The organism is Streptomyces sp. TS71-3, from assembly GCF_018327685.1.
GTDB lineage: Bacteria > Actinomycetota > Actinomycetes > Streptomycetales > Streptomycetaceae > Streptomyces.
The window spans coordinates 400,772-425,428 of record NZ_BNEL01000003.1 but is presented as its reverse complement, the minus strand read 5'-3'; the positions used below and the strand labels follow the sequence as shown (position 1 = coordinate 425,428).

The following is a 24,657-nucleotide window of genomic DNA, read 5'->3' as shown; positions in this document are numbered from 1 at the left end:
GCCGTGCTGCCCTCCGAGGACACCGGGGATCCGGTCCGGGCCCTGGTCCAGTACACGGCCGGCGTCTTCGTGCCGCAGACCGGCGTCGACCTGCCCGACGGCTGGACCGGCCAGGTGCTGCTGGTCGAGGCGCCCGCCGAACCCGGCGGGCCGCGGCCGCTCGGCTCCACGGGCGTCCTGCTGGAGTTCGTGGGCGCCACCACCGGGCCCGCGTTCCTCTCGGAAGACCACGACACCGTTCTGCGAGAGGAGGCGGCTCGCCATGCGGACCGGGGCGACGACGGCATCTGACTTCCTGTTCGTGGACACCAGCGCGTGGTGCGCCCTGCTCAGCAGCAACGACGTCCACCACCGGCACGCCGCCGCCGCGGTCGCCGGGCGCGGCCCCGGGCGGCTGCTGACGACGCTCCAGGTCGCCGCCGAGGTCTCCCGCCTGACGCCCACCTTCGACGACCGGCTGGTGGCGACCAGGTTCAGCTGGCACCTGTGGCGCGGCGACTTCGCGCACGTCGTCGAACCGCCCGCCGACATCCAGCGGGACGCCTGGGCGCTCTTCCGGCAGGTCCGCAGGACCGGGGTGAGCTTCACCGACTGCGTCGGCGCCGAGTTCGTCACGTCGTACGGGATCCGCGACGTGAGCGCCTACGGCCGCGGCTTCCTGACGCTCGTCGACCGCGTACGCCGCGAACGCGACCCGCGGCGGCGGAGGGAGGCCTGAATGGTCGCTCTGCACGGCGCCCTGTTGGCCACGATGACCTTCGTCTCGGGCGCCCCCGACCCGCCGGACCCCAGCCCGCCGGACCCGGACGACCTGCTGGGCACCGTGGTCTCGCTGTCCGGCGGGGTGGCCGCCATCCTGGGCGGATTCGTGCTGGCGGCCCTGCTCACCCTCAGCTCCGAGCGCAACAGCACGGTCGAACTCCTCCGGGAGCGCCGCCGCGTCACGGCCGACCTGCGGACGAGGCTTCAGCAGCAGACCCAGGCCAACGAGACCGCCCTCAAGCGCCTCCTGTACTCCTGGCTGCGGCTCTCCCACCGGCTGGACGACGAGCCGCCGGGCGCCGCCGAGGCCGTCCGGCAGCTGGCGTCGCTCGGCACCGAACTCACGGACGCGCAGCTGCGCGAACTGTCGGACGACTTCCGGCGGGCGTGGACCGCGGCCGACGACGTCGTGACGGGCACCGCCCGGGCCCTGGCGCGCGATCCGGAACTGCGGTCCTTCTCGCGCTGGTCCGCGCGGACGGCGGTGCCGGCCGGCACGGACGGCGACCTGCTGCGTGATGCCTTCGACCGTGCCGTCGCCTCCGTCGAGCGCCGCGAGAACCTGAAGTCCAGGCCCGCCGCCACCACCGAGGCACGGGCCCGTCAGGACCGCGCGCGGCAGGCGGAGGAGGCCGCGGCGGCCGAGCGGCGCATACGGAACTGGGCGACCGACCGGGCCGTGCAGGCCGCCGGAGAGGTGCGCGACGAACTCGCCCGCGCCCGGACGTCCGAGCAGCAGACGGCCACCGAACTGACGACCTGGCGGCTGCCCTCCCACCTGGGCTACGGAATAGTCCTCTTCTGTTTCATCGTGGCCACCGGTGTCATTTATCCCCTGCTCCTGATGCCGACCACGCCCGAGGCATTCAGCGAGGCCTCCGAATTCTGGGTCAAAATGAGCGTCGGCGGCCAATGCCTGGCAACCGGCCTATACTTGACGCTGCTCGCGCTCTCGGTCCGTCGTACCGCACGATCAGACGTGCCGGCGCCTTAGCCGGAGGGAATTCGATGAGAGCTCTCGGAAGGGGAGTTCGATGAGCATTCTCGGGAGGGGGCGCTCGATGAGAGCCCTTGGAAGGGGAGTTCGATGAGAGTCCTCGGGAGGGGAATCCGGTGAGAATCCTGGTCCTCGGAGGTACCCGGTTCATCGGCAGGCACCTGGTCTCCGCCGCTCTGGAGCGCGGCCACGAGGTGACGCTCTTCAACCGGGGACGCAGCTCGACCGGACTCTTCCCCGACGTGCCCCGCCTCGTCGGCGACCGGGACACCGACCTGGACGCGCTGCGCCAGGGCCACTGGGACGCCACCGTCGACCTCAGCGGCTACGAGCCCCAGCAGGTCCGCGCGGTCGGCGAGGCGCTGGGAGCACGGGCCGGCCGGTACGTCCTGTTCTCGTCCACGGCGGTCTACGCCCCTCCGCAGGGGTACGGGTTCCAGGAGGACGCCGCGGTCGTCCGCGCGGCCGACCCCGCCGGAGCGGGCGCCGACTACGGCGAGCTCAAGGCCCTCTGCGAGACCGCCGCCGCAGAGGTGTTCGGCAACCCCCTCGTCGTGCGCCCCACCTATGTCGTCGGGCCGTACGACTACACCGGCCGGTTCACCTACTGGGTGGAGCGCATCGCCGCCGGCGGGGAGGTGCTCGCCCCTGGGCCCCGGGAGGCGTTCTTCCAGCTCATCGACGTCCGCGATCTGACGGCCTGGCTGGTCACCATGATCGAGCGCCGTGCGGCGGGCACCTACCAGGCCGCCCACCCGTTCCCGCCGGTCGCCTTCGTTGGGCTGCTGGAGACGATCGCCGCCGCGGTCGCACCGCCGGACACCACGCTCACGTGGGTGGACCAGGAGTTCGCGGAGGCCTGCGGCATGGACGGCGAGGCGTTGCCGCTCTGGCCCGGGGCCAACCCGCCGGGCGTCGTGGAGGCGGCCGACGCGTCCCGGGCCGTGGCGGCGGGGCTGCGGCCCCGGCCCCTGGAGGAGACCGTCCGCGACCTCCTCGACCACGAGCGGCGCGAGCCGACGCCCCGCGACCCCGGGGCCGGCATCACCCGCGCCGTCGAGGCCGACGTCCTCGCGCGCTGGCACGCGCGGGCGGTGGGGGAGGACGGGGCGCGCGTGTCCCAGGGGTGAACGGGCGGCTCACGGTTGCTCAGCCTCACGCGGGACGGGCGCTCCCGCGAGGTCCACTGTGAAGTGCCCGTGCCGCCGCCCGGAGCCGTTCCGCCGCCACGTCCGCGATGCCCGGGTCCCTCGCCAGGGCCATCCGGAAGAACCGGTGAGCGGGATCGTTTCTGAGGACGGGGACGTGCACGAAGGTGTTGAAGCCGACCACCCCCACCCCGTGGCCGGTCAGCAGCCGGCCGGTGACCTCCTGCTCCGTCATGGCAAGCGACTCGTCGATCCTGACGAGCATCATGCTGCCCCCGTCCGGATACCTGGGATGCAGTCCGGTGTCCGCCAGCGCGGCGCCCAGGACCTGTCCGTTCCGGTGCACGAGCGCGTTCAGCCAGGCCAGGTACGCCGCGAGCCTCGGGTCCGTCAGGATGGCCGTGAACTGCGCGAGTAATCGGCGCGCCACCCCGAACTGGACGGTGTTCAGCAGCACCCCCACGCGCTGGCTCATCGAGGGGCTGCAGAACAGGAAGCCGAGCTTGTCCTCGTTCAGCCCGAAGGTCTTCCCGGTGTCCCAGACGAAGATCCAGTCGAGTTCGTCGGGCGCCAGGTCGGGCAGGAGCGGGACCCTCTCGCGGCCCCGCTGCGGGGGCTCGCCGCCCTGCGCCGCGAGCTCGCCGCCCCGCCCGGGGAGCCTGCCGCCCCGCTGCGGGGGCTCACCGCCCCGTTCCGGGGGCTCACCGTCCCGTTCCGGGAAGAGGCAGAGGGTCTGGTCGGCCACGAGAACGAGCCGGTGCCGTACGCAGAAATCGATGATCGCGGTCAGCGCCTCGCGGGTGAGTATCTGCCCCGTGGGGTTCTGCGGGGACGTGATCAGCACCGCGCGGGTCCTGTCGGTACGCCGCGCGACGAGTTCGGCGGTGTCGACGCCCGGCGTGAACGGCTGGCACGGGAAGTAGTCGACCGTGACGGCCCGGTTCTCCAGGGCCATCGCGATGGCGATGTCGATGGACGGGTTGCTGGTCAGCAGCGTCCCGCCCTCGCCCGTCGCCGCCTTGATCGCGCGGTCCAGGGCGGTGCTGCCGGAGAAGGTGACGAACCCCGGGGGCCCGCTGCCGATCCCCAGCAGCGTCCGGGCCGCGTCCACCGCGCGCTGCTCCCACGCCATCCGCGCCGTCCCCGGACGGTCCGGGCCGTCGACGGTGAGTGCCGCCCGGATCAGGGCGGCGTCGGTCAGGGTGTCCACGACCCACTCGGGCAGGGTGACCCGCGGGTAGCCGGGGCCCAGGTCCACGACGGACGCGTGGGCGATCAGCCGTTCCTGCTCGGTCAGCCCGGAGACGGCTCTGAGGGCTGAAGCGGAGCCGGGGGACACGGTTCTCGGGCCTGTGGCGGAGTCGGGAGACACGTCTCTGGGGCCTGTGGCGGAGCCGGCGGACACGGCACCGGGGCCTGGGGCGGAGTCGGCGGACACGTCACACCAGGAGGCGTGCCGCGGCGACGTCTTCGATGCCCAGCCCGATCGACCGGAAGTACCGCGGGCGGCCCCGGGACGGCAGGGGCCGCGCCGTCCCGGACAGCAGTTCCGGGAGGTCCGCGACGACGGCGTCCGCGCTCCAGCCGTGCCGCTCGCGCGCCAGCACCATCTCCCCGGCCCCGCTGGGTGCCGTGCGGCGGTAGTCGCAGTACACGTCCATGGCGGCCAGCGCCTCCGGCGGCACCTCGTGGGCGAGGGGGCCGTTGGTGCTCACCGAGGTGATCAGGGCGGTCGGCTTCACCTTCGAGGGGTCGAGCACGGGTGTCGTGGACGAGGTGCACAGCAGCACCACGTCGGCGTCGGCCACCGCCGCCTCGGCGGAGGACGCGAGGCCCACCCCGTCGGCGAGCGACATCAGGGCCGCCCTGTCGTCGGCCCGGGAGGGGTCGGCGAGGGTCGGGGAGTAGACGTCGAGCCGCTCCCAGCGGCCGAGTTCGGCGAGGGCCGTTACGTGGGACCGGGCGATCGGGCCGGCCCCGAACACCGCGATCCGCCTGCCCTCCACGCCTCCGAGCGCTTCGACCGCGAGTGCCGTGGTGGCGCCGGTGCGCACCGCGACCAGGTGCTCGGAGTCGCAGAGCAGCACGGGGCGTCCGGTCTGCGCCGACAGCAGCAGGGTGTAGGCGGTCACGGGTCCGCTCGGGGTGCCGGCCAGCTCCGTCAGGTACGGGGACACCGTGACCCCGATGCTGTCCGGCACGACGGCCGGGTAGTAGATGACGTCGCCGCGGTCCCCGGGCAGGTCCGCCGCCACTTGCTCGGGCTGGACCGAGATCCCGGTGGAGAGGTCGACGAACGCCTCTCGCACCGCGGCCATCACGGCACCGGCGGTCAGTTCCGCCCGCACCTGGTCCTCGTTCATGATCTTCACGCGAATGTCCTCTGTGTGCGCTGTCGTGTCATGCGGGGTCCGCGGTTCGCGTCGGGTGACGGCGGGCCAAGATCCCGTGCCGGGCCGTCCGCACGCGGGGCCGCGGCGACGGGACCGAAGGTGGAGTCTCCCGTTCCCCGGCGCGGTCCCGCGACCTCGACCGGCGTGGTCGCCCGTCTCAACCGGCGTAGCGGCCCGTCTCCCGGGCCGAGGGCAGGTACGGGTTCCACGGCTGCCGGAACAGGCCGCGCTCGACCATCGGCGTCCAGGCGTCACCGATGGTGGAGCCGTAGATCGCCCGCCAGCGTTCGAAGAACCACCCGGTGAGCGGATCGGGCAGGGAGAACGACGGGTTGGCCTCGGCCAGTTCCGCGAGCCGCGCGGGTGGATACCGCTTGTCGGCCAGCCCCCGCAGCTCGTCCGTGAGCCCCGAGCCGTTGGTGAACTCCTCCTTGGTGCGCTGGGCTATCCGTTGCGGCAGTACGGCCTCCGCGGCGTGGCGCAGGGCGAACTTCCGGGTGGAGGTGCCGCCCGCGCGGCGAATCTTGTCGTCCGCCGGCAGCGATCTCGCGTGCCGGATGACGCGGGTGTTGAGGAACGGCACCCGGGCCTCGACGCTGTTCGCCATGGTGCAGCGGTCCAGCCGCAGGCACTCCGAGACGCCGAGGTCGGCCTGGTAGTGCACCAGCAGCCCGTCGAGGAACGGCTCGGGCACGTCCTGGAACTCGTCGTACCCGGCGAAGAGCTCGTCGGCGCCCTCCCCGGAGAGCAGCACCTTCACGCCCTCGCGGTGGGCGCTGCGGGCGGTCAGGTAGGTCCCGACTCCGGCCATCACCGTCCAGCGCTCGAAGGACCCGGTCGCCTCCACTACCCGGTCGACGAGTTCGGGGAGTTCATCGGGGTCGACGAGCGTCTCGTGGTGCACGGTGCCGAGGACGCCGGCGACGTCGCGCGCGGCGTGCAGGTCGGTGCTGTTCGGGGTGCCGCAGGTGAACGTGTGGACCTCCGGCGCCGCGTCCGTGGCGAACCGCGCGATCAGCGAGCTGTCCACGCCCCCGCTGAGCATGCAGCCCCACGGCACCTCCGCCGGGATCTGCTCGGCCACGGACCGGCTCAGCAGCTCGCCGAGATCGCCCTCGGCGGCGTACTCGTGGACGATCCGGCGGGCCCCGCCCGAGGTGCTCCACACCACGCCCGGCGGCACCCGCCGCACATCCGGGCGCAGCCGGGGCGGAAAGGCGTCGACGGTGCTCGCGACGCGGCGCCGCTCGCCTTCGTCGTGCCAGTAGACGGGTTTGATCCCGATCGGGTCCGCGGCGACGATCATTTCCCGCCGTTCCCGATCGGCGATGCAGATGGCGTACATACCTTCGAGGTGATCCGCGAAGGCCAGGCCGAACTTCTGGTAGAGAAAGTGGATCACTTCGCCGTCGTTCATGCTCCGGAAGTCGAAGCCGTATTTCAGGCCCAGCTTCCCGGAGTTGTAGAGCGCCCCGTTGAACACCACCACGACGGAGCCGTCCTCGCTGGTCAGCGGCTGATCGCCGTTCAGGATCCCGCTGATCGCCAGGCGGTTGACCGCCAGGCTGCAGAAATCGAGGTCCACGGCCGCGGTGTCATCGGGCCCACGTTTGCTCTGGCGTGCCAGAGCGAAGTCAGTGAACTCGTCGTCCGGCGGGTATGCGGCAACTATTCCGCACACTGCACCCTCCCCCGTAGTGCGTCCCGGGCAGCGATTCTAAGCGAATGTTCGTGGCGACACCGAGCATTCTGCAAGTATGCGGTAGGCACGACTTATTCTGCGCGGTTCCGTGAAATCGATTACGTATCGGCGGGTGGTGGCCAGTCGGGGCGGGCCGCCGCAACGTGCTGCCCACCCACGATCGATCCGCGCGGACCGGGTGCCTCCCCTCCGCGGCGCGTACCGGGACCGTACACTGTGCGAGCACTGTTCCGTCACCGAATCGCCACATGCGCACCGCGCACCGTCACGGTGATGCGGTCGTGTCGTCCCCCGGCACACCCGTACCACCCCGGCGGGCATAGCCGGACGCGAGCCGAGGAACATTCGGTGGGAGCGCCCTTCGGCAAAGGAGCCGCCGTGCTGTTCCCACTCACCGTCCGGGACTTCCTGGACCGCGCCACCACCGTCTACCCCGACCGCATCGGCATCGTCGACGAACCCGTCCAGCCCGCCCCGTCCTGGGGCGAGGTCAGTTACGCCGAACTCGGCCGCAGAGCGTCCGCGCAGGCCGCGTCCCTGGACCGGCTGGGTGTGCCCGCCGGCGGCCGGGTCGCGATCGTCTCGCAGAACAGCGCCCGGCTGTTCACCTCGTTCTTCGGCGTCTCCGGCTGGGGCCGCGTCCTCGTCCCCGTCAACTTCCGCCTCACCGCCGCCGAGATCACGTACATCGTGGGCCACTCCGGGGCCGAGGTGCTGCTCCTCGACCCCGACCTGAAGCACCTGGCGGGCGAGATCGGCGCCCCGCACACCTTCGTCCTCGGCGAGGACGACGACGCGATCTGGGGCACCGGCGGCGCGCCGCCCGACCCCCGCTCCTGGGAGCCGGACGAGGCGGCGACGGCCACCCTCAACTACACCTCCGGCACCACCGCCCGCCCCAAGGGCGTCCAGCTCACCCACCGCAACCTCTGGCTGAACGCGTCGATGTTCGGCTGGCACGCGGGCGTCAGCGACCGCGACGTCTACCTGCACACGCTGCCGATGTTCCACGCCAACGGCTGGGGAATGCCGTACGGGGTCACGGGCATGGGCGGCACGCACGTCGTGCTCCGCAAGGTCGACGGCACCGAGATCCTGCGCCGCGTCGAGGAGCACGGCGTCACGCTCATGTGCGCGGCGCCCGCGGTCGTCAACGCGGCCCTGGACGCCGCCCCGCGCTGGGACGGCGAGATCCCGGGCCGCGACCGCACCCGCATCGTCGTGGCCGGCGCCCCGCCGCCCACCCGCACCATCGAGCGCGTCCGCGCCGAGCTCGGCTGGGAGTTCATCCAGCTCTACGGCCTCACCGAGACCTCGCCGTTCCTCACGATGAGCCGGATGCGCGCGGAGTGGGACGACCTCCCGCCGCACGAGCAGGCCGTCAAGCTCGGCCGCGCCGGCGCCCCCGGGATCGGCGTGCGGGTCACCACGGACGAGACCGGCGAGGTGCTGGCCCGCAGCAACCACAACCTGGAGGCCTACTGGAACGACCCGGAGTCCACCGCGGCGGCCCAGGCCGGCAACTGGTTCCACACGGGTGACGGCGGCTACGTCCAGGACGGGTACCTGACCCTCACGGACCGCAAGAAGGACGTCATCATCACCGGCGGCGAGAACGTCTCCTCCATCGAGGTGGAGGACGTCATCACCAGCCACACCGCGGTCCGCGAGGTCGCGGTCATCGGCATCCCCGACGAGAAGTGGGGCGAGCTGGTCACGGCCCTGGTCGTCACGGCGGACGGGGCGGATGGCGCGGACGGAGCGGACGGAGCGGACGGTTCGGGCGACGCCGGCGCGGCGCTGACCGCGGAGGACGTGATCGCGCACTGCCGCGCGCACCTGGCGTCGTACAAGTGCCCCAAGCGCGTGGAGTTCCGCACGGAGCTGCCGCGTACGGCGACGGGGAAACTCCAGAAGTTCAAGCTGCGGAAGCCGTACTGGGAGACGTGACGGCGTGGGGGCGCGCCCGTGGTGGGGCGCCCCCGCCGGCCCCGGCGGGGTCCCGGCCGGGATGCCGCAGGGGGCGCCGGTGCGGGCCACCCGATCCGGCGGCCCCTCCCCGGGTTCCCGTGGGTAACCGCAGGCACGTGGTCGTACGGTCGCCTTCGGGCAGCGCCACCGTTTGCCAACCGGTGGACCGCTCCGTAGCGTCGATGGAGGGGGAGCCTCCAGGAGGCCTCCAGGGTCTCCGCGATCGAAGCGGCCATCTATGACCCCGACGACCTCCCCCACCGCCTCCCCGAACGGCGGCGACCCGGCGGCGAGCCGGCGGGCCATTGAGGACGTGATCATCACCTACGCCAGGTTGGTCGACACCGGCGACTTCGCGGGCCTCGGGTCCCTCTTCGCGGACGCCGACTTCGTGGCCTCCGGCCAGACGGTGACGGGCGGGGAGGCGGTCGAGACGCTGTTCCGCCAGATGGTGATCACCTACGCCGACGGCACGCCGCGCACGAAACACGTCACCACGAACCTCCTCGTCGACGTCGACGAGGAGGCCGGGACGGCGACCGCGCGGTCGTACTACACCGTGCTCCAGTCCCTGCCGGACCTGCCGTTGCAGATCATCGTGGCCGGCCGGTACCGGGACCGCTTCACGCGGCACGACGGTCGGTGGCGCCTCGCCGAACGCCACCTGTACTTCGACCTCGTCGGCGACGTCAGCCATCACCTGCGCGCGGGTGCTCCCGTGGAGGACTCCGACGCGGGGTCGGCTGCGGCCTGAGCGTCCTCCCCTGTCGATCGGCCGAGGGTCGGTTCTGTCCGTTCCTGCTGCCTGCTACCGCCAGGCGTGTTCGACGAGCGGGCCGGTGGCCTCCAGGTAGCCGTTCAGGCCGGCCGCGGGGTATTGGATTATGTCGTCGGGCAGGTCGTGCACGGAGAACCATTCGAGCGCGAGGCACTTCTCGGGTTCCCTGTTGATCGGCTGCCCTTCCCATTCGGTGGCCTCGAAGAAGAAGCCGATCCGGTCGATGTCCGCGTCCTGCCGGTGGTGCACGACCTGGACGAGGCGGAGGCGGTCCGGATCGGTGACGATGCCGGTTTCCTCACGGAGTTCGCGGGCCGCACCGGCGCTGAGCGACTCGCCCTTGTCGAGTTTGCCGGAGGGCATGTGCCATCGTCCGTGGCCGTAGGCCCCGCCTCGCCGTGAGAGGAGGATCCTGTCGCCGTCGCGGAGGATGACGTGGGTGTCGATGACCGGCTGTGCTGGTTGTCCGCTCATGCGTCCAGGGCAGGTTGTCGGGGCGGTGCCGTAGTGGGATCCGGGTCCGGGTCCGGGCCAGGATCGAGGCCAAGGGTAGGCGCGGCTCCCAGCCGGGCGCCCCGGCTCTCGGCGATCCGGTGCACGTACGTCAGCGACTCGGTCAACTGGATGGCCAGCAGGTGGAGTTCGCCGCCCGTCCAGCTCCGCGCGGCCAGCATCTCCCGTGCCTCGTCGAGCAGATCCGCGGCGGCCCCGAGTTGCTCCGCCTCGATCCGGTCCGCGACACGGGCGACGTAGCCGCCGTCGCTGTTCTCGGGGGTGGAGAGGTAGCAGGGTTTGCCCCCTTCGCCGGTCCAGGGCAGGAGGCGGAGCGCTTCGGGCCGCGCCTGGGCAGGCGACTGCCGGGTGTTCGGGGTGGGCTCGTTCATGGCCGTCGGGCTCCCTCTGGGTGCGTATTCACCACCCCCGGGTTGATTGCCCGGGGTAGTTAATTGCTCACCGGGAGAACCGCTTTCGCCATAGAATAGGACGACTTGCGTAGCGGTGCGCAAGCCCTCTGCCTGCCGCTATGCCCACGGGGAAGACAAGCCGAGAGGTCACGGCAGTGGACGAGACGACTCCCACGGAACGCTTGAATCCGCTCCAGCGCTTCGGGCGCGACGTCAAACAGGTGCGGCTGGCCCGCGGAATGACCCAGAAGGGGCTGGGCAGGGCGGCCGGCTACTCCGAGGCGTACGTCAGCAGGGTCGAGGCGGGGTTGCTGCGCAGGCCGAGTGAGAAGTTCGCCAAGGGGTGCGACTTCGCTTTCGGTACGGGGGAGTTGTTCACGGACATGCTCCGGCGGATCGACGAGGGGGATCACCCCTCGTGGTTCGTTCCGTACCTGGAACTTGAGCGGAAGGCTTCGAGGATCCTGGATTACTCCTCGGACCTTGTGTCTGGGATGCTCCAGACGGCGGACTACGCGCGGACCGTCTTTCGCTTGTCCAACCCGCACGCGACCGCCGAGGCCATTGACGGAAAGGTGGCCTCGCGCCTGCGGCGTCGCGAGGTGTTCGAGCGGGAAGATCCGCCGCACCTGTGGGTGATTCTCCATGAGGCCTGTCTGCATACGGTCGTGGGCGGCGCACAGGTCATGTCCGCACAGCTCGCATATCTGCTGACGACGGCGCAGTCGCCGTACATCACGCTTCAAGTCATGCCGTTTTCGGCAGGCGCTCCGGCGGCGCACATGAAGCCGTACATCCTGCTGCACTTCACCGGAGAGCCTTCCGTGCTCTACACGGAAACACGAGCGGGCGGAAGCATGCATGACTCCGCACGAACGGTCGAGGCAGCAGCGCACGACTATGATCTGTTGAGAGCAACGGCACTGTCCCCGGAGCAATCACTGACCCTGATCAGGGGCCTGTTGAAGGAGCACGGCGTATGAACCTTGAACGCGTTGTTGCTGGTGCGGAATGGATCAAGTCGTCGTACAGCGACGGCAGTGGCGGGGCGTGCGTCGAATTCTCGCGAACCCTGATACGAGACCATCGCCTAGTCCCTGTCCGCGATAGCAAGGCTCCGCAGGGGCCTGTGCTCGTCTTCCCTGCTGGTATCTGGACATCGTTCGTCACGGAGATACGCAGAGCCGGCCTCGGCCCGGAGCGCTGACTCATAAGGGGCGCCCGTGGCCGTTTCGGGAGTGACCCACCCTGGTAGGGAACCCTCGCATCCCATAGAGCTCGGCCGAGGGGGAACCGTGGATCCGGAGATCACCGCACTGGCGGGCACAGCCGGCACTACGGTGGTCACGCTGATGGCCACCAGCGCCTGGGAAGCCGCAAGGGACGGCTTGGTCGCCCTGTGGCGCAAGGCCCGGACAGGGCGGGCCGACGGCATCGCGGAGGAACTGGAAGCGAGCCGCGAGGAACTTTTGGCCGCCCGCGACACGGGCGACGACGCGACCGAGGCCGAGTTGACCGCCGCCTGGCAGGGACGGGTACGCCGCCTGCTGGTGGCACAGCCGGAGTTGGCGGATGAACTCCGAGCCATCCTCGATGAGTTGAATCCACGGCTCCCTGAGTCTCCCCGCCACGAGATCCACATGCGCGCCGAGGCATCCGGCAACGGCCGGGTCTACCAGGCCGGGCGCGACCAGCACATCACGGAGCGATGAGCGGTCGGGGGGCGATCGAGGGCCGGGCCATGGACCAGGCCGGGTCTTCCAGGCAAGTGGAGACCAGCACAACGAGGAGCGCCACCACCATTACGCGGCGGGCTCGCTCTTCTCGGCCCCGGTGGGGAGACCGGGCCCCGAGAGCCAGCTACGTGCACCGGATTCCGTGCGCGTGCCCCTGGTGGGCTGAACACCCGGCATCCTCCGCGACTGCGCCGAACTCATGGACCGCTTACGGTCGGCAGTTGCCGGTCCCAGCGGCGACGTGTAGGCGTTGCACGGCATGGGCGGCTGCGAAAAGACGGCCATGCTCGCCGTCGCCGGACACCGCCGTGCGACGAGCGGGGAACTGGCTGCTGCGGCAGGCGGCCAGCGCGCCGCCGTGGACTTGGTGTGGCACTACCTGGACCACTGGACAACGCCGACGACCTCACCGTTGTGGCGTGGTGCGGGAGCGGTGCGGCATTCGGTAGGCGTGCTGCCGCTGGAGGACGCGGCCCTCGCCCTCTGCGACTGGCGCCGGACGCGGGCATGGAGGCGTCGGCGCAGAAGGTTGCCAGGCGACTGGAGGGCCTGCGCCTCGCACTGACCCTGGCCGGGTCGCACCTGTCCAACCAACTTCTGGAGTCGTGGTCCATGGACGAGTACGACCGGAAGCTGACCGAGGACTCGACAGCCCTGTTCGACAAGGGCGCGGCGGGTGGGCAGTCCCGCCACCTGGTCAGCCGGACATGGCAGTTGCCGCTGGACGCCCTTACCGAGCAGGGCCTTCCGGAAGCGACGACGCTGCTGCGACTGATGTCGTTCTGGGCGGCGGATCCGGTGCCGATGTCGTTGTTCCTGTCCGTGGCCCCGGGCGAACTGGACTTCGGGAGCCTCGATCTGGCCGCGGACCGTGTGGAGTCTGCCCTGCGCGGACTCCTGGACCACTCCCTCGTGGGGACGGTCAAGACGGAAGGCCGCCGGTACGTGAACGCCCACGGCGTTCTGCTGGACAGCGTGGCGGCGGGTGTGCCGGAGAGGGATCGGCCTGCTCTGGTTGAAGCGGCACTCCGATTGCAGCGCACTGCCCTGCCACCGGAGGAGTCCGTGTCGCTGCCCGAGTCCCGGGCGCAGTTGAGGCTGCTCGCCCCCCATTCCGTGAGTCTGCTTCGCCGTGCTCAGCGGGAAGAGACGACTGGGCTGGGCGGTACAGGTCGTACAGCAGGTGTTCAACCCGGTCGACCTCGCAGTGGTGGCTTTGACCATGTCCGAATCTGTGGTTCCGGAGGCGGAGCACCAGGTGGGGGCAGAACACCCGCTGACTCTGAGCGCACGGCACGTAATGGGGTAAGCACTGGTCCGCATGGGGCACTTCGACGAGTCCGAGAGCGAGTTCAGGACAGAGCTGAGGCGGCACCCTCGCGCAGGATGTCTTCGCCGACTACGTCCGCGTTCTGGGCCCCGAGCACCCGCTGACTCTCGCCGCGCTGACTCTCAAGGCCCGCGCCGCCCACGCCCTCCGCCGATTCGACGAAGCGACAGACATCCTCCGCCAGCTCATCGGGCGGGAACGAGTGCTCGGCCCCGAGCACCCTTTCCTCGTCGAGAACCGCGAATGGCTCACCGCCTGGCGAGCCGAGGCCGAAGCCGACCAACCCTGACCGCCCGCCAGGCACCCGCCAGTTGCTTGCGGACGGACAGATTCGGGCACACCAACTGGAACGCGCACCAGACCCGCGAAGTGGGTGCCCTGCTGCTGGGTCGGCGCACCTTCGAGCACTTCGTCGAGGCGTGGGCATCGGCCGATGCGGCGGAGCGGTTGCCCGAGGTCGCGGCCTTCACGAACGCCACGCCGAGGACGGTGGGCCGTGGCCGGGTGGGGCCCAGGTCTGACAGGCGTCGGTGAATGGTCGCGGTCCCCGGCCGCCCCTCACGCCGTCTCCTCGAAGAACGCATCCGCCGCCACCCCGAAATCCCGCCGCCCCTCCGGAATCGTCCGCAGCCACGTGCCGCGATGCCCAGCGTCTCCCACAGCCGCCGCAGTTCCGCGCTCTTGGTGCGGTACGGGAGGTCGGGGCGGGCGAACGGGGTCTGGCGGTACGTGAACGTGCCCGTGGCGAGGCGGCGGTGCGTGCCGGCGTGGTGCAGGAGGATCCGGCCGCGACCGCCGTCCCGGCAGAGCGCGGCGGTGAAGTCCTGCACGTCGGGCGTGGTGACGTCCCGGACGCCGTCGAAGCGGTACGGGAAGTGGCCGTCGTACACGAGCAGCATGAAGCAGAGCACCGGGTACGTGGGCAGGGAGCGGTAGACCGCCGTCAGCAGGCAGCGGCCCTCGGTCACGGCGCGGGCCAGCTCGGCGGGATCGGCGTCGTCGGGGTCCGCCTCGGTGAGGCCGTCGAGGTTGATCAGGACGGTGGGCCGGCCGCCGACGACGAAGAGGAACGGCGACATGGGCTGGACGGTCGCGGCGTGCGCGTCCAGCATCTCCAGCGTCGGCGCGGCGTCCGGATCCGCGGTCTGGAGCGTGTCCAGCAGCGTCCCGTCCGGCGTCAGGGGGGAGCTGGGCCCGGGGCAGGTCGAGGGCGGCGAGGTCGAATCGTCGGCGCATCATGCTCCATCTGTACGCCCCTCGGTGGGGAGGGGTCCCGGGGCCGTCCCCGGGGCACGGGCCGTCCCCGGATTCTCCCAGGACCGGGGCGGCCCCGGGTGGGCGCGGCTATCCTCACCGGAAGGGGGAGAGCACAGGCGGTTGCCGGAACCTACCCGGGTTGGGGGACACGGGGTGCCGAAGCAGGGACCGTCGCGGCAGGAGCTGAACCGCCGCCGGCGTCAGGACGGCTTCATCGGCCGGGGTGCCGAACTGGGGATCTTCCGCGACAACCTGGCCCTCGAACCGGGGGACGAGGCGTTCCAGTACCTCTTCCACGTGCGCGGCAACGCCGGCGTCGGCAAGACCTCGCTGGTGCGGCAGTGGGAGTCCAAGGCGCGCAAGGCGGACGCGGTGACCGCCTACGTCGACGACGACGTGCACAGCGTGCTGGAGGCGATGGAGTCCGTCAGCGCCCAGTTCGCGCGCCAGGGCCTGCCCATGAAGGGCTTCGAGAAGCTGCTCGTCACCTACCGGCAGCGCCGCCACGAGGCGGAGGCCGCGCCCCTGCCCGCCACCGGCCCCGCTGACACCGGCTCAGGCGCCGCCGGCCAGCCCCAGGCGTCCGCCGGGAGCACCGTCGTGGCCCAGGCCGGGCTCGCGGGCCTCGGGATGCTGCCGGGCATGGGGGCGTTCGCCGGGGCGATGGACCCGCAGAAGGTCGCCCAGGGCGCCGACCGGTTGCGGGCCCTGCTGAACGCGCGGCTGCGCAGCCACGACGACGTGCAGCTCGTGCTCTCGCCCGTGCGCGTCCTGACGCCCGCGTTCCTGAAGGACCTGGAGGAGATCGCGGAGCGGCGGCCCTGGGTGGTGCTGTTCTTCGACGTCTACGAGCGGACGGGGCCGATCCTCGACGAGTGGCTGCACGACGTCCTCGTTGGCGAGGAGTACGGCGACCTGCCCGTCAACGTGGTCGCCGTGCTCTCCGGGCAGGGGCGGCTCGACAGCCGCTGCTGGGGCGACCACCTGGACCTCGTCCACGACGTGCCGTTGGAGGTGTTCACCGAGGAGGAGGCCCGGCGGCTGCTGGCGTCCAAGGGGATCACCGGCGAGCAGGTCGTCGACCTCATCCTGCATCTGACGGGGCGGCTGCCGGTCCTCGTCGACCTGCTCGCGCAGGCCGGGCCGCAGAGCATCGACGAGGTGGGCGACCCGACCGGCACCGCCGTGGAACGCTTCCTGAAGTGGGTGGACGACCCGCGGCGCCGTGCCGCGGCACTGGCCTGCGCGCTGCCGCTGCAACTGGACGAGGACATCCACCGGGTCGTCGTGCCGGACGCCGCCGAGGGCCAGTACGCCTGGCTGCGCGGGCTGCCGTTCGTCACCGGGCAGGCCGGGCGGTGCCGTTACCACGAGTTCGTGCGCGTCGCGATGCTGCGCCTCCAGCGCACCCAGTCACCGGAGCGCTGGCGGGACCACCACGGCCGCCTCGCCGAGAGCTACGCGCGGCGGCGGCGCACCGCCCAGGAGACCCTGGAGGCCGACGCCTACTGGGACGACGCCGACTGGCGTGAGCACCGCCTCGGCGAGATGTACCACCGCCTGTGCGCCGACCCGCGCGGGGCGCTCCCCGCGGCCCTGCTCGACCTGGTGAACGCCTGCGACGAGGGCCCCGCCACGCTGCGCCGGTGGGCGGGGACCGTCGCGGGGGCCGGCTCCGACACCGGTGCCGCGGCGCTCACCGACTGGGGACACCGCCTCCAGGAGGCCGCCGACCGGGAGGAGGACGGAGTCGCCGCCCTGACCGTCCTCCTGACGGCCAGGGAACTCGACCGCGAGGGCCGCGCACTGGCCCACACCGTGCGGGGCCGCGAGCACCGGGTGGCAGGGCGGTACGACGAGGCGTTCGCGGACTACGACGCGGCCCTCGCACTCGACCCGGACCTCGCCCGCGCGCACTACGGCCGCGGCGAGACCCACCGGCTGATGGACCACCCCGAGGAAGCCCTCGTCCACTTCGACCGCGCCATCGAACGGCAGCCGGACGACGGCATGTACCTGGCCGACCGCGGCCTCGCCCTCCAGGCGCTGGGCAGGAACGACGAGGCACTCGCCGACTTCACCCGCGCCGTCGAGCGGGACCCGTCGTACCACACCGCGCTCGCCTGCCGCGGCGACGCCTACCGGCTGCTGGACCGCTACGACGAGGCCCTCGCCGACCTCACCCGGATGATAGAGATGTACCCCACCTTCGCCTGGGTGCTGGCGCGGCGCGGGCACACGCACCACGCGATGGGCCACTACGACGAGGCGCTGGCGGACCTCACCCGCGCGCTGGAGCTCGACCCCGAGTACGCCTGGGCCCTGTCGTGGCGCGGCGAGGTGAACCGCGTGACGGAGCGGTACGAGGACGCCCTCGCGGACTTCGCCCGCGCGCTGGAGATCGATCCCCGCTACGCGTGGGTGCTCGGCCAGCGGGGCGTGCTCCACCGGTCCCGTGAGCGGTACGAGGAGGCCGTGGCGGACTTCGACCGCGCGGTGGAACTGGAGCCCCGCAGCGAGTGGATGATCGCCCAGCGCGGTGAGGCGTACCGGCTGATGGGGCGGCACGAGGACGCCGTCGCCGAGTTCGACCGGGCCATCGGGATGGACACCGGCTACGCGTGGGCGATCGGCAGCCGCGGCGAGGCCCGGCAGTCCCTGGGGCGGTACGAGGAGGCGCTGGCGGACTTCGACCGCGCCCTGGAGATCCAGCCCCGCTACGCCTGGGTGCTGGCGCGGCGTGCCGGGCTCCACCAGATCACCGGGCGGCACGAGGAGGCGCTGGCGGACGCCGACCGTGCCGTGGAGATCAACCCGAAGTCGGCATGGGTGCTCGGCCGGCGCGGCGAGGTGCACCGGGTGGCCGGGCGGTACGACGAGGCCCTGGCGGACTTCGACCGCGCCGTCGAGCAGGAACCCGAGAACGGGTGGTCGGTCGGCCGGCGCGGCGAGGTGCACCTGCTGTCGGGGCGGTTCGACGAGGCGCGCGCGGACCTCGACCGTGCCGTCGAGCTCGATGCCGAGGACGACTGGGCGCTCGCCGTGCGCGGGGAACTGCACCAGACGGCGGGCCGGCCCGCGGACGCGCTGGCCGACCTGATGCGCTCCGTCGCCATAGACGCGGATGACGAGTGGTGCCACCTGCACATCGCCGTCGCGCAGCGCCGGCTCGGCAGGACCGAGGCGGAGGCCGCCTCCTGGGCCAGGGCGGTGGAGAAGGGCACGGCCGCGGCCGGGTCCGGGGACCTGGCCCGCAGGACCAACGCCCGCGGCAACCTCATCGTCATCCACTGCGCCATGTCCGCCTGGGCCGAGGCCGCGCGGGCGCTGGAGACGTTCCTCGACGGCGCGCCGGACAGGCACCGCATCCGTGCCGTCCTGGACGACCTGGCGAAGCTGCGTGGCTGGCTGCCCGTCGACCCGGAGCCGCTGGAGCCACTGGTGCGGCGGCTGGAGGAGGCCGGGAGAACGGCGGGTTGACCGATGGTCGATTTTGGTCTGGACCAAACCATTGACATGAGCATGCTGCGGCGGCCATAAGGAATGCAGCGAACGGGAGGACGTTCCCGTTCCTCTCCGCTTCCACTTCCACTTCCACTCCTCCGCGCACGAGGAAGGGCCCCACATGTTCAGACCCAGCACCGCTCGCTGGTGGTCCCGGACCCTGAGACGGCTGACCGCGCTCCTCGCCCTGCTGCTCGGCCTGCTGGCAGCCCCGGCGTACACCGCCCAGGCGGCTCCCGCCTTCAAGGTGATCGCCTTCTACAACGGGACGTACGACGCCGCGCACATCAGCTTCGTCCACGAGGCCAACTCGTGGTTCCCGCAGGTGGCTTCGGAGTACGGCTTCTCGTACACCTCGACCACCGACTGGAACCAGCTCAACGCCGCCAACCTGGCCGACTACCAGGTGGTGCTGTTCCTCGACGACTATCCCCACAGCGCGTCGCAGCAGTCCGCGTTCCAGAACTACATGAACAACGGCGGCGGCTTCCTCGGCTTCCACGTCTCGGCCTTCAACACCGACAGCGGTGACTGGTCCTGGTACCACAACACCCTGCTCGGCACGGGCACCTTCCAGACGAACACCTGGGGGCCGACCGCCGAGACGCTCCAGATCGACGACAGCGGCCACCCGGCGACGGCGGGCCTGCCGGCCACCATCACGTCCTCGGTCAGCGAGTGGTACAGCTGGCAGAACGACCTGCGGAAGAACCCGGCCATCGACATCCTCGCGTCGATGGCCCCCTCGACGTTCCCGGTCGGCACGGACCCCAACCAGTCCTGGTACAGCGGCTACTACCCGATCGTCTGGTCCAACCGGAACTACAAGATGATCTACGCCAACTTCGGCCACAACGCCATGGACTACGCCACCAACACCACCCTGTCCTCCACCTTCGCCAGCGCCCAGCAGAACCAGCTCCTCATCCAGGGGCTCCGCTGGCTGGGCGGGCAGAGCGGCCCCGTCACCCCGCCCTCCGGCACCGGGCCGATCCACGGCTACGGCGGCAAGTGCGTGGACATCGCGGGCGCGGGCAGCGCCAACGGCACGGCGGTCCAGCTCTACGACTGCAACGGCAGCAGCGCGCAGAACTGGACGGTGGGCGGCGACGGCAGCCTCCAGGCCCTCGGCAAGTGCATGGACGTCACCGCGGCCGGCACCGCCAACGGCACCAAGGTGCAGCTCTACGACTGCAACGGCTCGGGCGCGCAGAAGTGGCAGCCCGGCGCCGGGGGCTCGCTGGTGAACGCGGGGTCCGGCAAGTGCCTGGACGCCACCGGTCCCAGCTCCGCGAACGGCACCCGGCTCCAGATCTGGACGTGCACGGGCGCGGCCAACCAGAGCTGGACGCTGTTTTCGTGAGGGCTCACCAGGTGACGTGCTGACGGCTGAGCGGCTGACCGGCCGCGCTTCTCAGGCGTCAGCGTCACCCTGGGTGGGTCTCCTGCCGGGCTGCAGGACTGCAGGACTCTCGGACTGCCGGGCTGCAGGACTCTCGGACTGCCGGGACCGGTAGGGGACCCACCTGCGTGACCGGACGTCGCCGGGCACCGGCCGGTGCCCGGCGACGTCCGGACGACCCGGGCCGGTTGACCTTGCCCCCGGGGCAGAGCCGATCATGTCGTTCGGACGTCACCGGAAACGGAAGGGGGGTGGGCCCGTGTCACGGCCGGACAACCGCCTGCGTGCCCGCTCGCTGCCGTGACCGGACTCGGTGACGGCGCGACGCTGGCCGCCGCGGGGCTCCTCGCCGGGCTGGTCGGCTCCGCGGGCGGCATCACGTCGCTGATCTCCTACCCCGCTCTGCTCCTGGTGGGGCTCCCCGCTCTGCCGGCGAACATGACCAACCTCGTCGCGGCCGTGGCCTGCTGGCCCGGTGCGGCCCTCGCCTCCCAGCCCGAGCTGGCGGGCCACGGGCCGTGGCTGCGGCGCTGGGTGCCGCTGTGCGGGGTGGGCGGGGCAGCGGGTGGCGTGCTGCTGCTGTCGACCCCGCCAGGGGTGTTCGCCCGCGTCGTACCGCTCCTGGTGGCCCTCGGCTCGCTGGCCCTGCTCGTCCAGCCCCGGCTCGCCGCCTGGCACCGGCGGTACCGGCGTGGCCGTCCGCCGGGCGCGCGTGGCGTGGCCCTTCCGGTCGGGCTGATCGCGATGTCGGCGTACGGCGGTTACTTCGGCGCCGGCTCGGGTGTCATGGTCCTCGCGCTCCTCCTGATCACCGTCGAGCCCCGCCTCGCCGGCGCCAACGCCCTGAAGAACATGCTCGTCGGCGCCCCGGCGCTCGTGTCGGCCGTCTCGTTCGCCGCTTTCGGGCCCGTCGAGTGGACGGCCGTGGCGCCACTGGGCCTGGGCATGTTCGTCGGCTCCACGCTCGGTCCGCGCGTCGCCCGCCGGATGCCGGCGACCCAGCTGCGCTGGCTGGCCGGCTCGATCGGCATCGGCCTGGCGATCCAGTTGTGGATCACTGCCGGGGGCTGATCCCGTGGATCACTACCGGGGGCGCCGCTGATCCGGCGCGAACCACTTCAGGCAGGCGTGCCCGGCCCTCACCGCGCCCCCTCGTCCGCCAGCACCTCCCGGATGACGTGCCGGGCGTTCTCCGCCATCGCGGGGTTGGTGTCCTTGTAGTACGGGAGTTGGATGAGGGCCATCGACAGCGCCCAGCCCCGGCCGCGTTCCCACTGGGCGTCGTCGGCGGTCGTGGCGTCGCGGAACGCGGGGCGGGCCGGGGCCGGCAGGAGGTTCCAGGCCGGGATCAGGTCGCACGCGGGGTCGCCGGCGCCCAGCGTGCCGAAGTCGATGACCGCGCAGAGGCGGCCTCCGGTGACGAGGAGGTTGCCGGGCATCAGGTCCGCGTGCGCCCACCGCGGCGGGCCGGTCCACGGCGGCGCCTGGAGCGCCTTCTCCCACGCCGCCGTCGCCGCGGCCGTGTCGATCAGGCCGGTCATGCCGGCGAGCTGTTTCAGGGCGGCCCGGGTCCCGGCGTCCACCGCCGCGAGCGGGCCACCGCGGTACGCGGGCGGGGCCCCGGTCGCGTCGGCGCGGCGCAGTGCGGTGACGAAGCGGCCGAGGTCCCGGGCGAGCGCCACCGGGTCGGCGGCCCCGGCGGCTCCAGCGGGGCCGACCGGGGACGCCAGGACGTCGGGGTGCGGGTGGGTGCCGTCGAGCCAGCGGTGCACGGACCACGTCCACGGGTAGCCCTCGCCGGGCACACCCACGCCCACCGCCTCCGGGACCGCCACGGGCAGCAGCGGGGCGAGGCGAGGCAGCCAGGTGCGCTCCTTCACGGCGTCCGGCACGCCCGACTCCAGCCGCGGCAGGCGGACGGAGAGGTGGTCCCCGAGCCGGTAGACCGCGTTGACGGTGCCCGAGGACGGGTGGCGCCGCACCGGCAGCCCGGCCCACTCGGGGAACTGCGCCGCGATCAGCCTCCGGACGAGGCCGGCGTCGGTCGGCGTCTCGCCGGCGTGCAGCGTGCCACCGGTCGCCGTGTCATCAGCCAATGTGCCGCCGGTCACTGTGTCGTCCGCCACCGTGCGGCCGGTCACCGCGCCCTCGGCGCCTTCAGTACGGTCGTCGCAGCCGTTCACGGCGGCGTCCATGCCGTTCATGGGGTCCATGCCGTCCATGCCCGAAGGCAACCAGTTCCCCGCCGCGTCCACCACCGAGTTACGGCACGGGACCCGCCCCGGTGGCCGCGGCCCTCCGCGGCGAGGGAGGGCCGCCGCCCTCCGGCAGCAGCCGCCCCCGACAGCCGCCGCCCTCCGACAGCGGCCCCGCTCCGGCCGTACCGCTCAGTAGTGGATCGCGCCCTTCGCCCCACCGCCCGCGGACACCGCGTCGCCGTTGATCGCGACGCTGAGCGGGCTCGCGAGGAAGGCGACCACCGACGCCACCTCCTCCGGCTCCACCAGGCGACCTATGGAGACGGACTCCGCGAACTGCCGCTCCACGTCCGCAGGGCTGAGCCCGGCCGCCGCCGCCCGTTCCTCGACGGCCTGGAGCATGGATTCGGTGCGCGTGGCTCCGGGATGCACCACCGTCACGTTGATCCCCTGGGGGCCGAGCTCGTCGGCCAGGTTCTTGGTCATGGCGGCGACGGCGACGTTGCGGATCGAGCCCGTCACGGAGCCCGAGTGGCGTGCGGCGAGTCCGGCTATGTTGACCACCCGTCCCCAGCCCCGCTCGGCCATCCCCGGGGTGAGGGCCCGGATGCAGCGCAGGTAGCCGCGGACCTTGACGTTGAGCTGCTCCTCCAGGTGGTCTTCCCCGGACACCGCGGTCATGATGGCCGCCGCGTTGTTGACCAGGATGTCCACGCCGCCGAGCCCGCCGAACGCGGCCTCGGCCATCGCGGAGACGGAGGCGTCGTCACCGGTGTCGGCCGCTATGCCGATCACCTGTGCACCCGTCTCCGCGCTCAGCCGGTCCGCCTGCTCCTTGACGCCCTGGGCGTTCCGCGCCACCAGGGCCACGGCCGCGCCCTCCGCGGCGAGCGCACGGCCCACCGCGAACCCGATGCCCCGGCTTCCGCCGGTGACGACGGCACGCCGTCCGGCCAGTCCCAGATCCATGTTCTCCCCTTATTGCCTCGTGTGGGTGATATCAGCAAACCATTCCGCCTCGGCGGCGCAGGCACCGGGTGCGAACCGGAGCGCGGTCTCCCACCCGTCGCCGTGCTGTTCCCGCGGCCCGCGCGAGCTGAGAGACTCCGTTGCCATTCCAGCCGAGGCCCCCGGGCCCGCCGGCGCCCGCGTCGCGCTACGCGCGTCACCGAAGCGGTCGTCGTCCCGGAGGCCCGACCCCGAAGGGAGCACATCAGTGCAGAGACCCACCGCCTGGCGCCTCTTACTCGCCACGGCACTCCTGCCGGCCGCCCTGCTGGCCTGGCCCTCGAACGCGCGGGCCGCGGCGGACGCGATCACGCCCGCCGTCTTCAACGACCCGGCCGGCACGGACACCGACCAGAGCCGGATACGCGACTACGTCCTCGGGCTGATCGACGACACCGCCGCCGGTGCCGAGATACGCGTGTCGATGTACGGGTTCACGGACGACCCGGTCGCCGACGCGCTGGTGGCCGCGGCGGCGCGCGGCGTCGCGGTGAAGGTCGTCGTGGACCACTACACGCTGGGCCTGGACGGCACCGAGTACCCGACGCTCCAGCAGGGCCTCGGCACGGACCGGTCGAAGCCGTCCTGGGTGCTGGCCTGTCCCGCCGGCCGGGCCTGCATCGCCGACCGCGGCGGTATCAACCACAACAAGTTCTTCCTGTTCTCGCAGGTGGACGGCGAGAGCAACGTGGTCGTGCAGACCTCGGCGAACATGACGAGCACCCAGCGCACCGACCTCTTCAACAACGCGGTGACGCTGTCCGACGCGACCCTGTACGCCAGCTACGTGGCGTACTTCGGCGACCTGGTGAAGTACGGCACCGCCGCGAACGGCCTCACGGACTACTACAAGTCCACCACCAGCGGCCCCTACAAGGACTACTTCTTCCCGCGCCACGAGAAGTCCGGCACGACGCCCACGACCGACCCGAGCACGGACACCGTCAAGCTGATCCTGGACAACGTGGGGTGCGCGGGCGGCACGCAGATACGGGTCGCGATGTTCGCCTTCACGCGGACGCAGGTGGCGCAGAAGCTCGTCGACCTGCAGAGCGCGGGCTGCACCGTCAGGCTGGCCTTCGACGGGCACACCGACCCGAACGGCACGCCGCACCTGCCGCCGAGCGTGGAGAAGATCGTCTCCGGGAGGCTCGCGCAGCGCGTCGAGTGCGACGACGGTCCCACCGGGATCGGGGTGCACTCCAAGTACCTGCTGGTGAACGGCACGTACGACGGCAAGAGCGGCCGGAAGATCGTCTTCACCGGCAGCCACAACTACACCTACGGCGCGCTGCGGGACAACGACGAGACGTTGCTGAAGGTGGACGATGCGGCGATCTATGACGCGTACGAGGCGAACCACGTGCACCTGATGGACTACTGCACGGGGTCCTGACGGACCCGTCCGACCGAAACCCCGGTACCGCCCGGTTCCGTGACGGTTTTCCCGCGCCCCTTTTCGGCTCCGCCGCGGTCGGGCTGTGCCACGAAAGGGGCGCGGGGAACTGCGCGAGCAAGTCCCACCGGCCGGTGGCCGGGAACGAGACCGCAAGGGGCACGACGCGC

The 24,657-nt window shown here is 71.8% G+C and carries 22 protein-coding genes; 14 read left to right on the top strand and 8 right to left on the bottom strand.

What is annotated here, in order from left to right; translation table 11 throughout:
• The first annotated feature begins 3 nt into the window (after window positions 1-3).
• The 4 genes from Sm713_RS26270 (at window position 4) to Sm713_RS26255 (ending at window position 2,889) form a co-directional block, all read left to right on the top strand.
• Window positions 4-291: a hypothetical protein gene (locus Sm713_RS26270; protein ID WP_212912554.1), complete on the top strand. Its 288-nt coding sequence runs from the start codon at window positions 4-6 to the stop codon at window positions 289-291.
• Window positions 263-718, top strand: a complete 456-nt coding sequence (locus tag Sm713_RS26265) for a PIN domain-containing protein (protein WP_212912553.1) — start codon at window positions 263-265, stop codon at window positions 716-718. Before Sm713_RS26270 ends, Sm713_RS26265 begins: the two co-directional genes overlap by 29 nt.
• A complete protein-coding gene (locus tag Sm713_RS26260) occupies window positions 719-1,756 on the top strand; it encodes a hypothetical protein (protein WP_212912552.1) in 1,038 nt (345 codons plus the stop codon). It abuts the gene before it with no gap.
• A 119-nt stretch (window positions 1,757-1,875) separates the two neighbouring features.
• The gene (locus Sm713_RS26255; protein WP_212912551.1) at window positions 1,876-2,889 is read left to right on the top strand and encodes an NAD-dependent epimerase/dehydratase family protein; all 1,014 of its coding nucleotides are present in this window, start codon (window positions 1,876-1,878) and stop codon (window positions 2,887-2,889) included.
• A 25-nt stretch (window positions 2,890-2,914) separates the two neighbouring features.
• Here the strand turns inward: Sm713_RS26255 and Sm713_RS26250 are convergent, their stop codons facing one another.
• From Sm713_RS26250 to Sm713_RS26240, 3 genes are all read right to left on the bottom strand, one after another.
• Window positions 2,915-4,246 carry an aminotransferase class I/II-fold pyridoxal phosphate-dependent enzyme gene (locus tag Sm713_RS26250; protein WP_212912550.1) on the bottom strand — a complete coding sequence of 444 codons (1,332 nt, stop codon included), beginning with the start codon at window positions 4,244-4,246 and terminating at the stop codon, window positions 2,915-2,917.
• Between the two features lie 100 nt (window positions 4,247-4,346).
• On the bottom strand, window positions 4,347-5,270 hold the full coding sequence (locus Sm713_RS26245) for an ornithine cyclodeaminase family protein (RefSeq protein ID WP_249416998.1): 924 nt from the start codon (window positions 5,268-5,270) through the stop codon (window positions 4,347-4,349).
• 187 nt (window positions 5,271-5,457) lie between these two features.
• A complete protein-coding gene (locus Sm713_RS26240; RefSeq protein ID WP_212912548.1) occupies window positions 5,458-6,885 on the bottom strand; it encodes an asparagine synthase-related protein in 1,428 nt (475 codons plus the stop codon).
• Between the two features lie 495 nt (window positions 6,886-7,380).
• Here Sm713_RS26240 and Sm713_RS26235 point away from each other — a divergent pair, with 495 nt between their 5' ends.
• Both Sm713_RS26235 and Sm713_RS26230 read left to right on the top strand, forming a co-directional pair.
• Window positions 7,381-8,952, top strand: coding sequence for an AMP-binding protein (locus tag Sm713_RS26235; protein WP_212912547.1), 1,572 nt, complete (start codon window positions 7,381-7,383; stop codon window positions 8,950-8,952).
• Window positions 8,953-9,211: 259 nt separating this feature from the next.
• A complete protein-coding gene (locus tag Sm713_RS26230; RefSeq protein ID WP_212912546.1) occupies window positions 9,212-9,727 on the top strand; it encodes a nuclear transport factor 2 family protein in 516 nt (171 codons plus the stop codon).
• A 54-nt stretch (window positions 9,728-9,781) separates the two neighbouring features.
• Here Sm713_RS26230 and Sm713_RS26225 read toward each other — a convergent pair whose 3' ends face one another.
• Together Sm713_RS26225 and Sm713_RS26220 are read right to left on the bottom strand one after the other, a co-directional pair.
• Window positions 9,782-10,225 carry an NUDIX domain-containing protein gene (locus Sm713_RS26225; protein WP_212912545.1) on the bottom strand — a complete coding sequence of 148 codons (444 nt, stop codon included), beginning with the start codon at window positions 10,223-10,225 and terminating at the stop codon, window positions 9,782-9,784.
• The gene (locus Sm713_RS26220; RefSeq protein ID WP_212912544.1) at window positions 10,222-10,635 is read right to left on the bottom strand and encodes a hypothetical protein; all 414 of its coding nucleotides are present in this window, start codon (window positions 10,633-10,635) and stop codon (window positions 10,222-10,224) included. The genes Sm713_RS26225 and Sm713_RS26220 overlap by 4 nt, the downstream gene beginning before the upstream one ends.
• A 176-nt stretch (window positions 10,636-10,811) precedes the next feature.
• Here Sm713_RS26220 and Sm713_RS26215 point away from each other — a divergent pair, with 176 nt between their 5' ends.
• The 4 genes from Sm713_RS26215 to Sm713_RS41500 all read left to right on the top strand — a co-directional run bounded on the left by Sm713_RS26215 (window position 10,812) and on the right by Sm713_RS41500 (window position 14,011).
• Window positions 10,812-11,639, top strand: coding sequence for a helix-turn-helix transcriptional regulator (locus tag Sm713_RS26215; RefSeq protein WP_212912543.1), 828 nt, complete (start codon window positions 10,812-10,814; stop codon window positions 11,637-11,639).
• Window positions 11,636-11,863 (top strand): DUF397 domain-containing protein, encoded by a 228-nt coding sequence (locus Sm713_RS26210; RefSeq protein WP_212912542.1) that lies wholly within the window; start codon window positions 11,636-11,638, stop codon window positions 11,861-11,863. Before Sm713_RS26215 ends, Sm713_RS26210 begins: the two co-directional genes overlap by 4 nt.
• Window positions 11,864-11,951: 88 nt before the next feature.
• Complete coding sequence (locus tag Sm713_RS26205; protein ID WP_212912541.1) at window positions 11,952-12,368, top strand: hypothetical protein; 417 nt, start codon at window positions 11,952-11,954, stop codon at window positions 12,366-12,368.
• Between the two features lie 1,436 nt (window positions 12,369-13,804).
• Window positions 13,805-14,011, top strand: a complete 207-nt coding sequence (locus Sm713_RS41500; RefSeq protein ID WP_308293218.1) for a tetratricopeptide repeat protein — start codon at window positions 13,805-13,807, stop codon at window positions 14,009-14,011.
• On the opposite strand, the gene Sm713_RS26195 is transcribed toward Sm713_RS41500, so the two are convergent.
• A complete protein-coding gene (locus Sm713_RS26195) occupies window positions 13,971-14,834 on the bottom strand; it encodes a hypothetical protein (protein WP_212912540.1) in 864 nt (287 codons plus the stop codon). The genes Sm713_RS41500 and Sm713_RS26195 overlap by 41 nt on opposite strands.
• 298 nt (window positions 14,835-15,132) lie before the next feature.
• On the opposite strand from Sm713_RS26195, the gene Sm713_RS41270 reads away from it, so the two are divergent.
• The 3 genes from Sm713_RS41270 (at window position 15,133) to Sm713_RS26180 (ending at window position 20,956) form a co-directional block, all read left to right on the top strand.
• Window positions 15,133-18,459, top strand: a complete 3,327-nt coding sequence (locus Sm713_RS41270; RefSeq protein WP_212912539.1) for a tetratricopeptide repeat protein — start codon at window positions 15,133-15,135, stop codon at window positions 18,457-18,459.
• Window positions 18,460-18,604: 145 nt separating this feature from the next.
• Window positions 18,605-19,846 carry a ThuA domain-containing protein gene (locus Sm713_RS26185; RefSeq protein WP_212912538.1) on the top strand — a complete coding sequence of 414 codons (1,242 nt, stop codon included), beginning with the start codon at window positions 18,605-18,607 and terminating at the stop codon, window positions 19,844-19,846.
• 339 nt (window positions 19,847-20,185) lie between these two features.
• A complete protein-coding gene (locus Sm713_RS26180) occupies window positions 20,186-20,956 on the top strand; it encodes a sulfite exporter TauE/SafE family protein (RefSeq protein ID WP_212912537.1) in 771 nt (256 codons plus the stop codon).
• Between the two features lie 68 nt (window positions 20,957-21,024).
• Here the strand turns inward: Sm713_RS26180 and Sm713_RS26175 are convergent, their stop codons facing one another.
• A complete protein-coding gene (locus Sm713_RS26175) occupies window positions 21,025-21,951 on the bottom strand; it encodes an aminoglycoside phosphotransferase family protein (protein WP_374196123.1) in 927 nt (308 codons plus the stop codon).
• 321 nt (window positions 21,952-22,272) lie between these two features.
• The gene (locus Sm713_RS26170; RefSeq protein WP_212912536.1) at window positions 22,273-23,052 is read right to left on the bottom strand and encodes an SDR family NAD(P)-dependent oxidoreductase; all 780 of its coding nucleotides are present in this window, start codon (window positions 23,050-23,052) and stop codon (window positions 22,273-22,275) included.
• Window positions 23,053-23,299: 247 nt separating this feature from the next.
• Between Sm713_RS26170 and Sm713_RS26165 the strand changes: the two genes are divergently transcribed.
• Window positions 23,300-24,487, top strand: coding sequence for a phospholipase D-like domain-containing protein (locus tag Sm713_RS26165; protein WP_212912535.1), 1,188 nt, complete (start codon window positions 23,300-23,302; stop codon window positions 24,485-24,487).
• The last annotated feature ends 170 nt before the right edge of the window (window positions 24,488-24,657 follow it).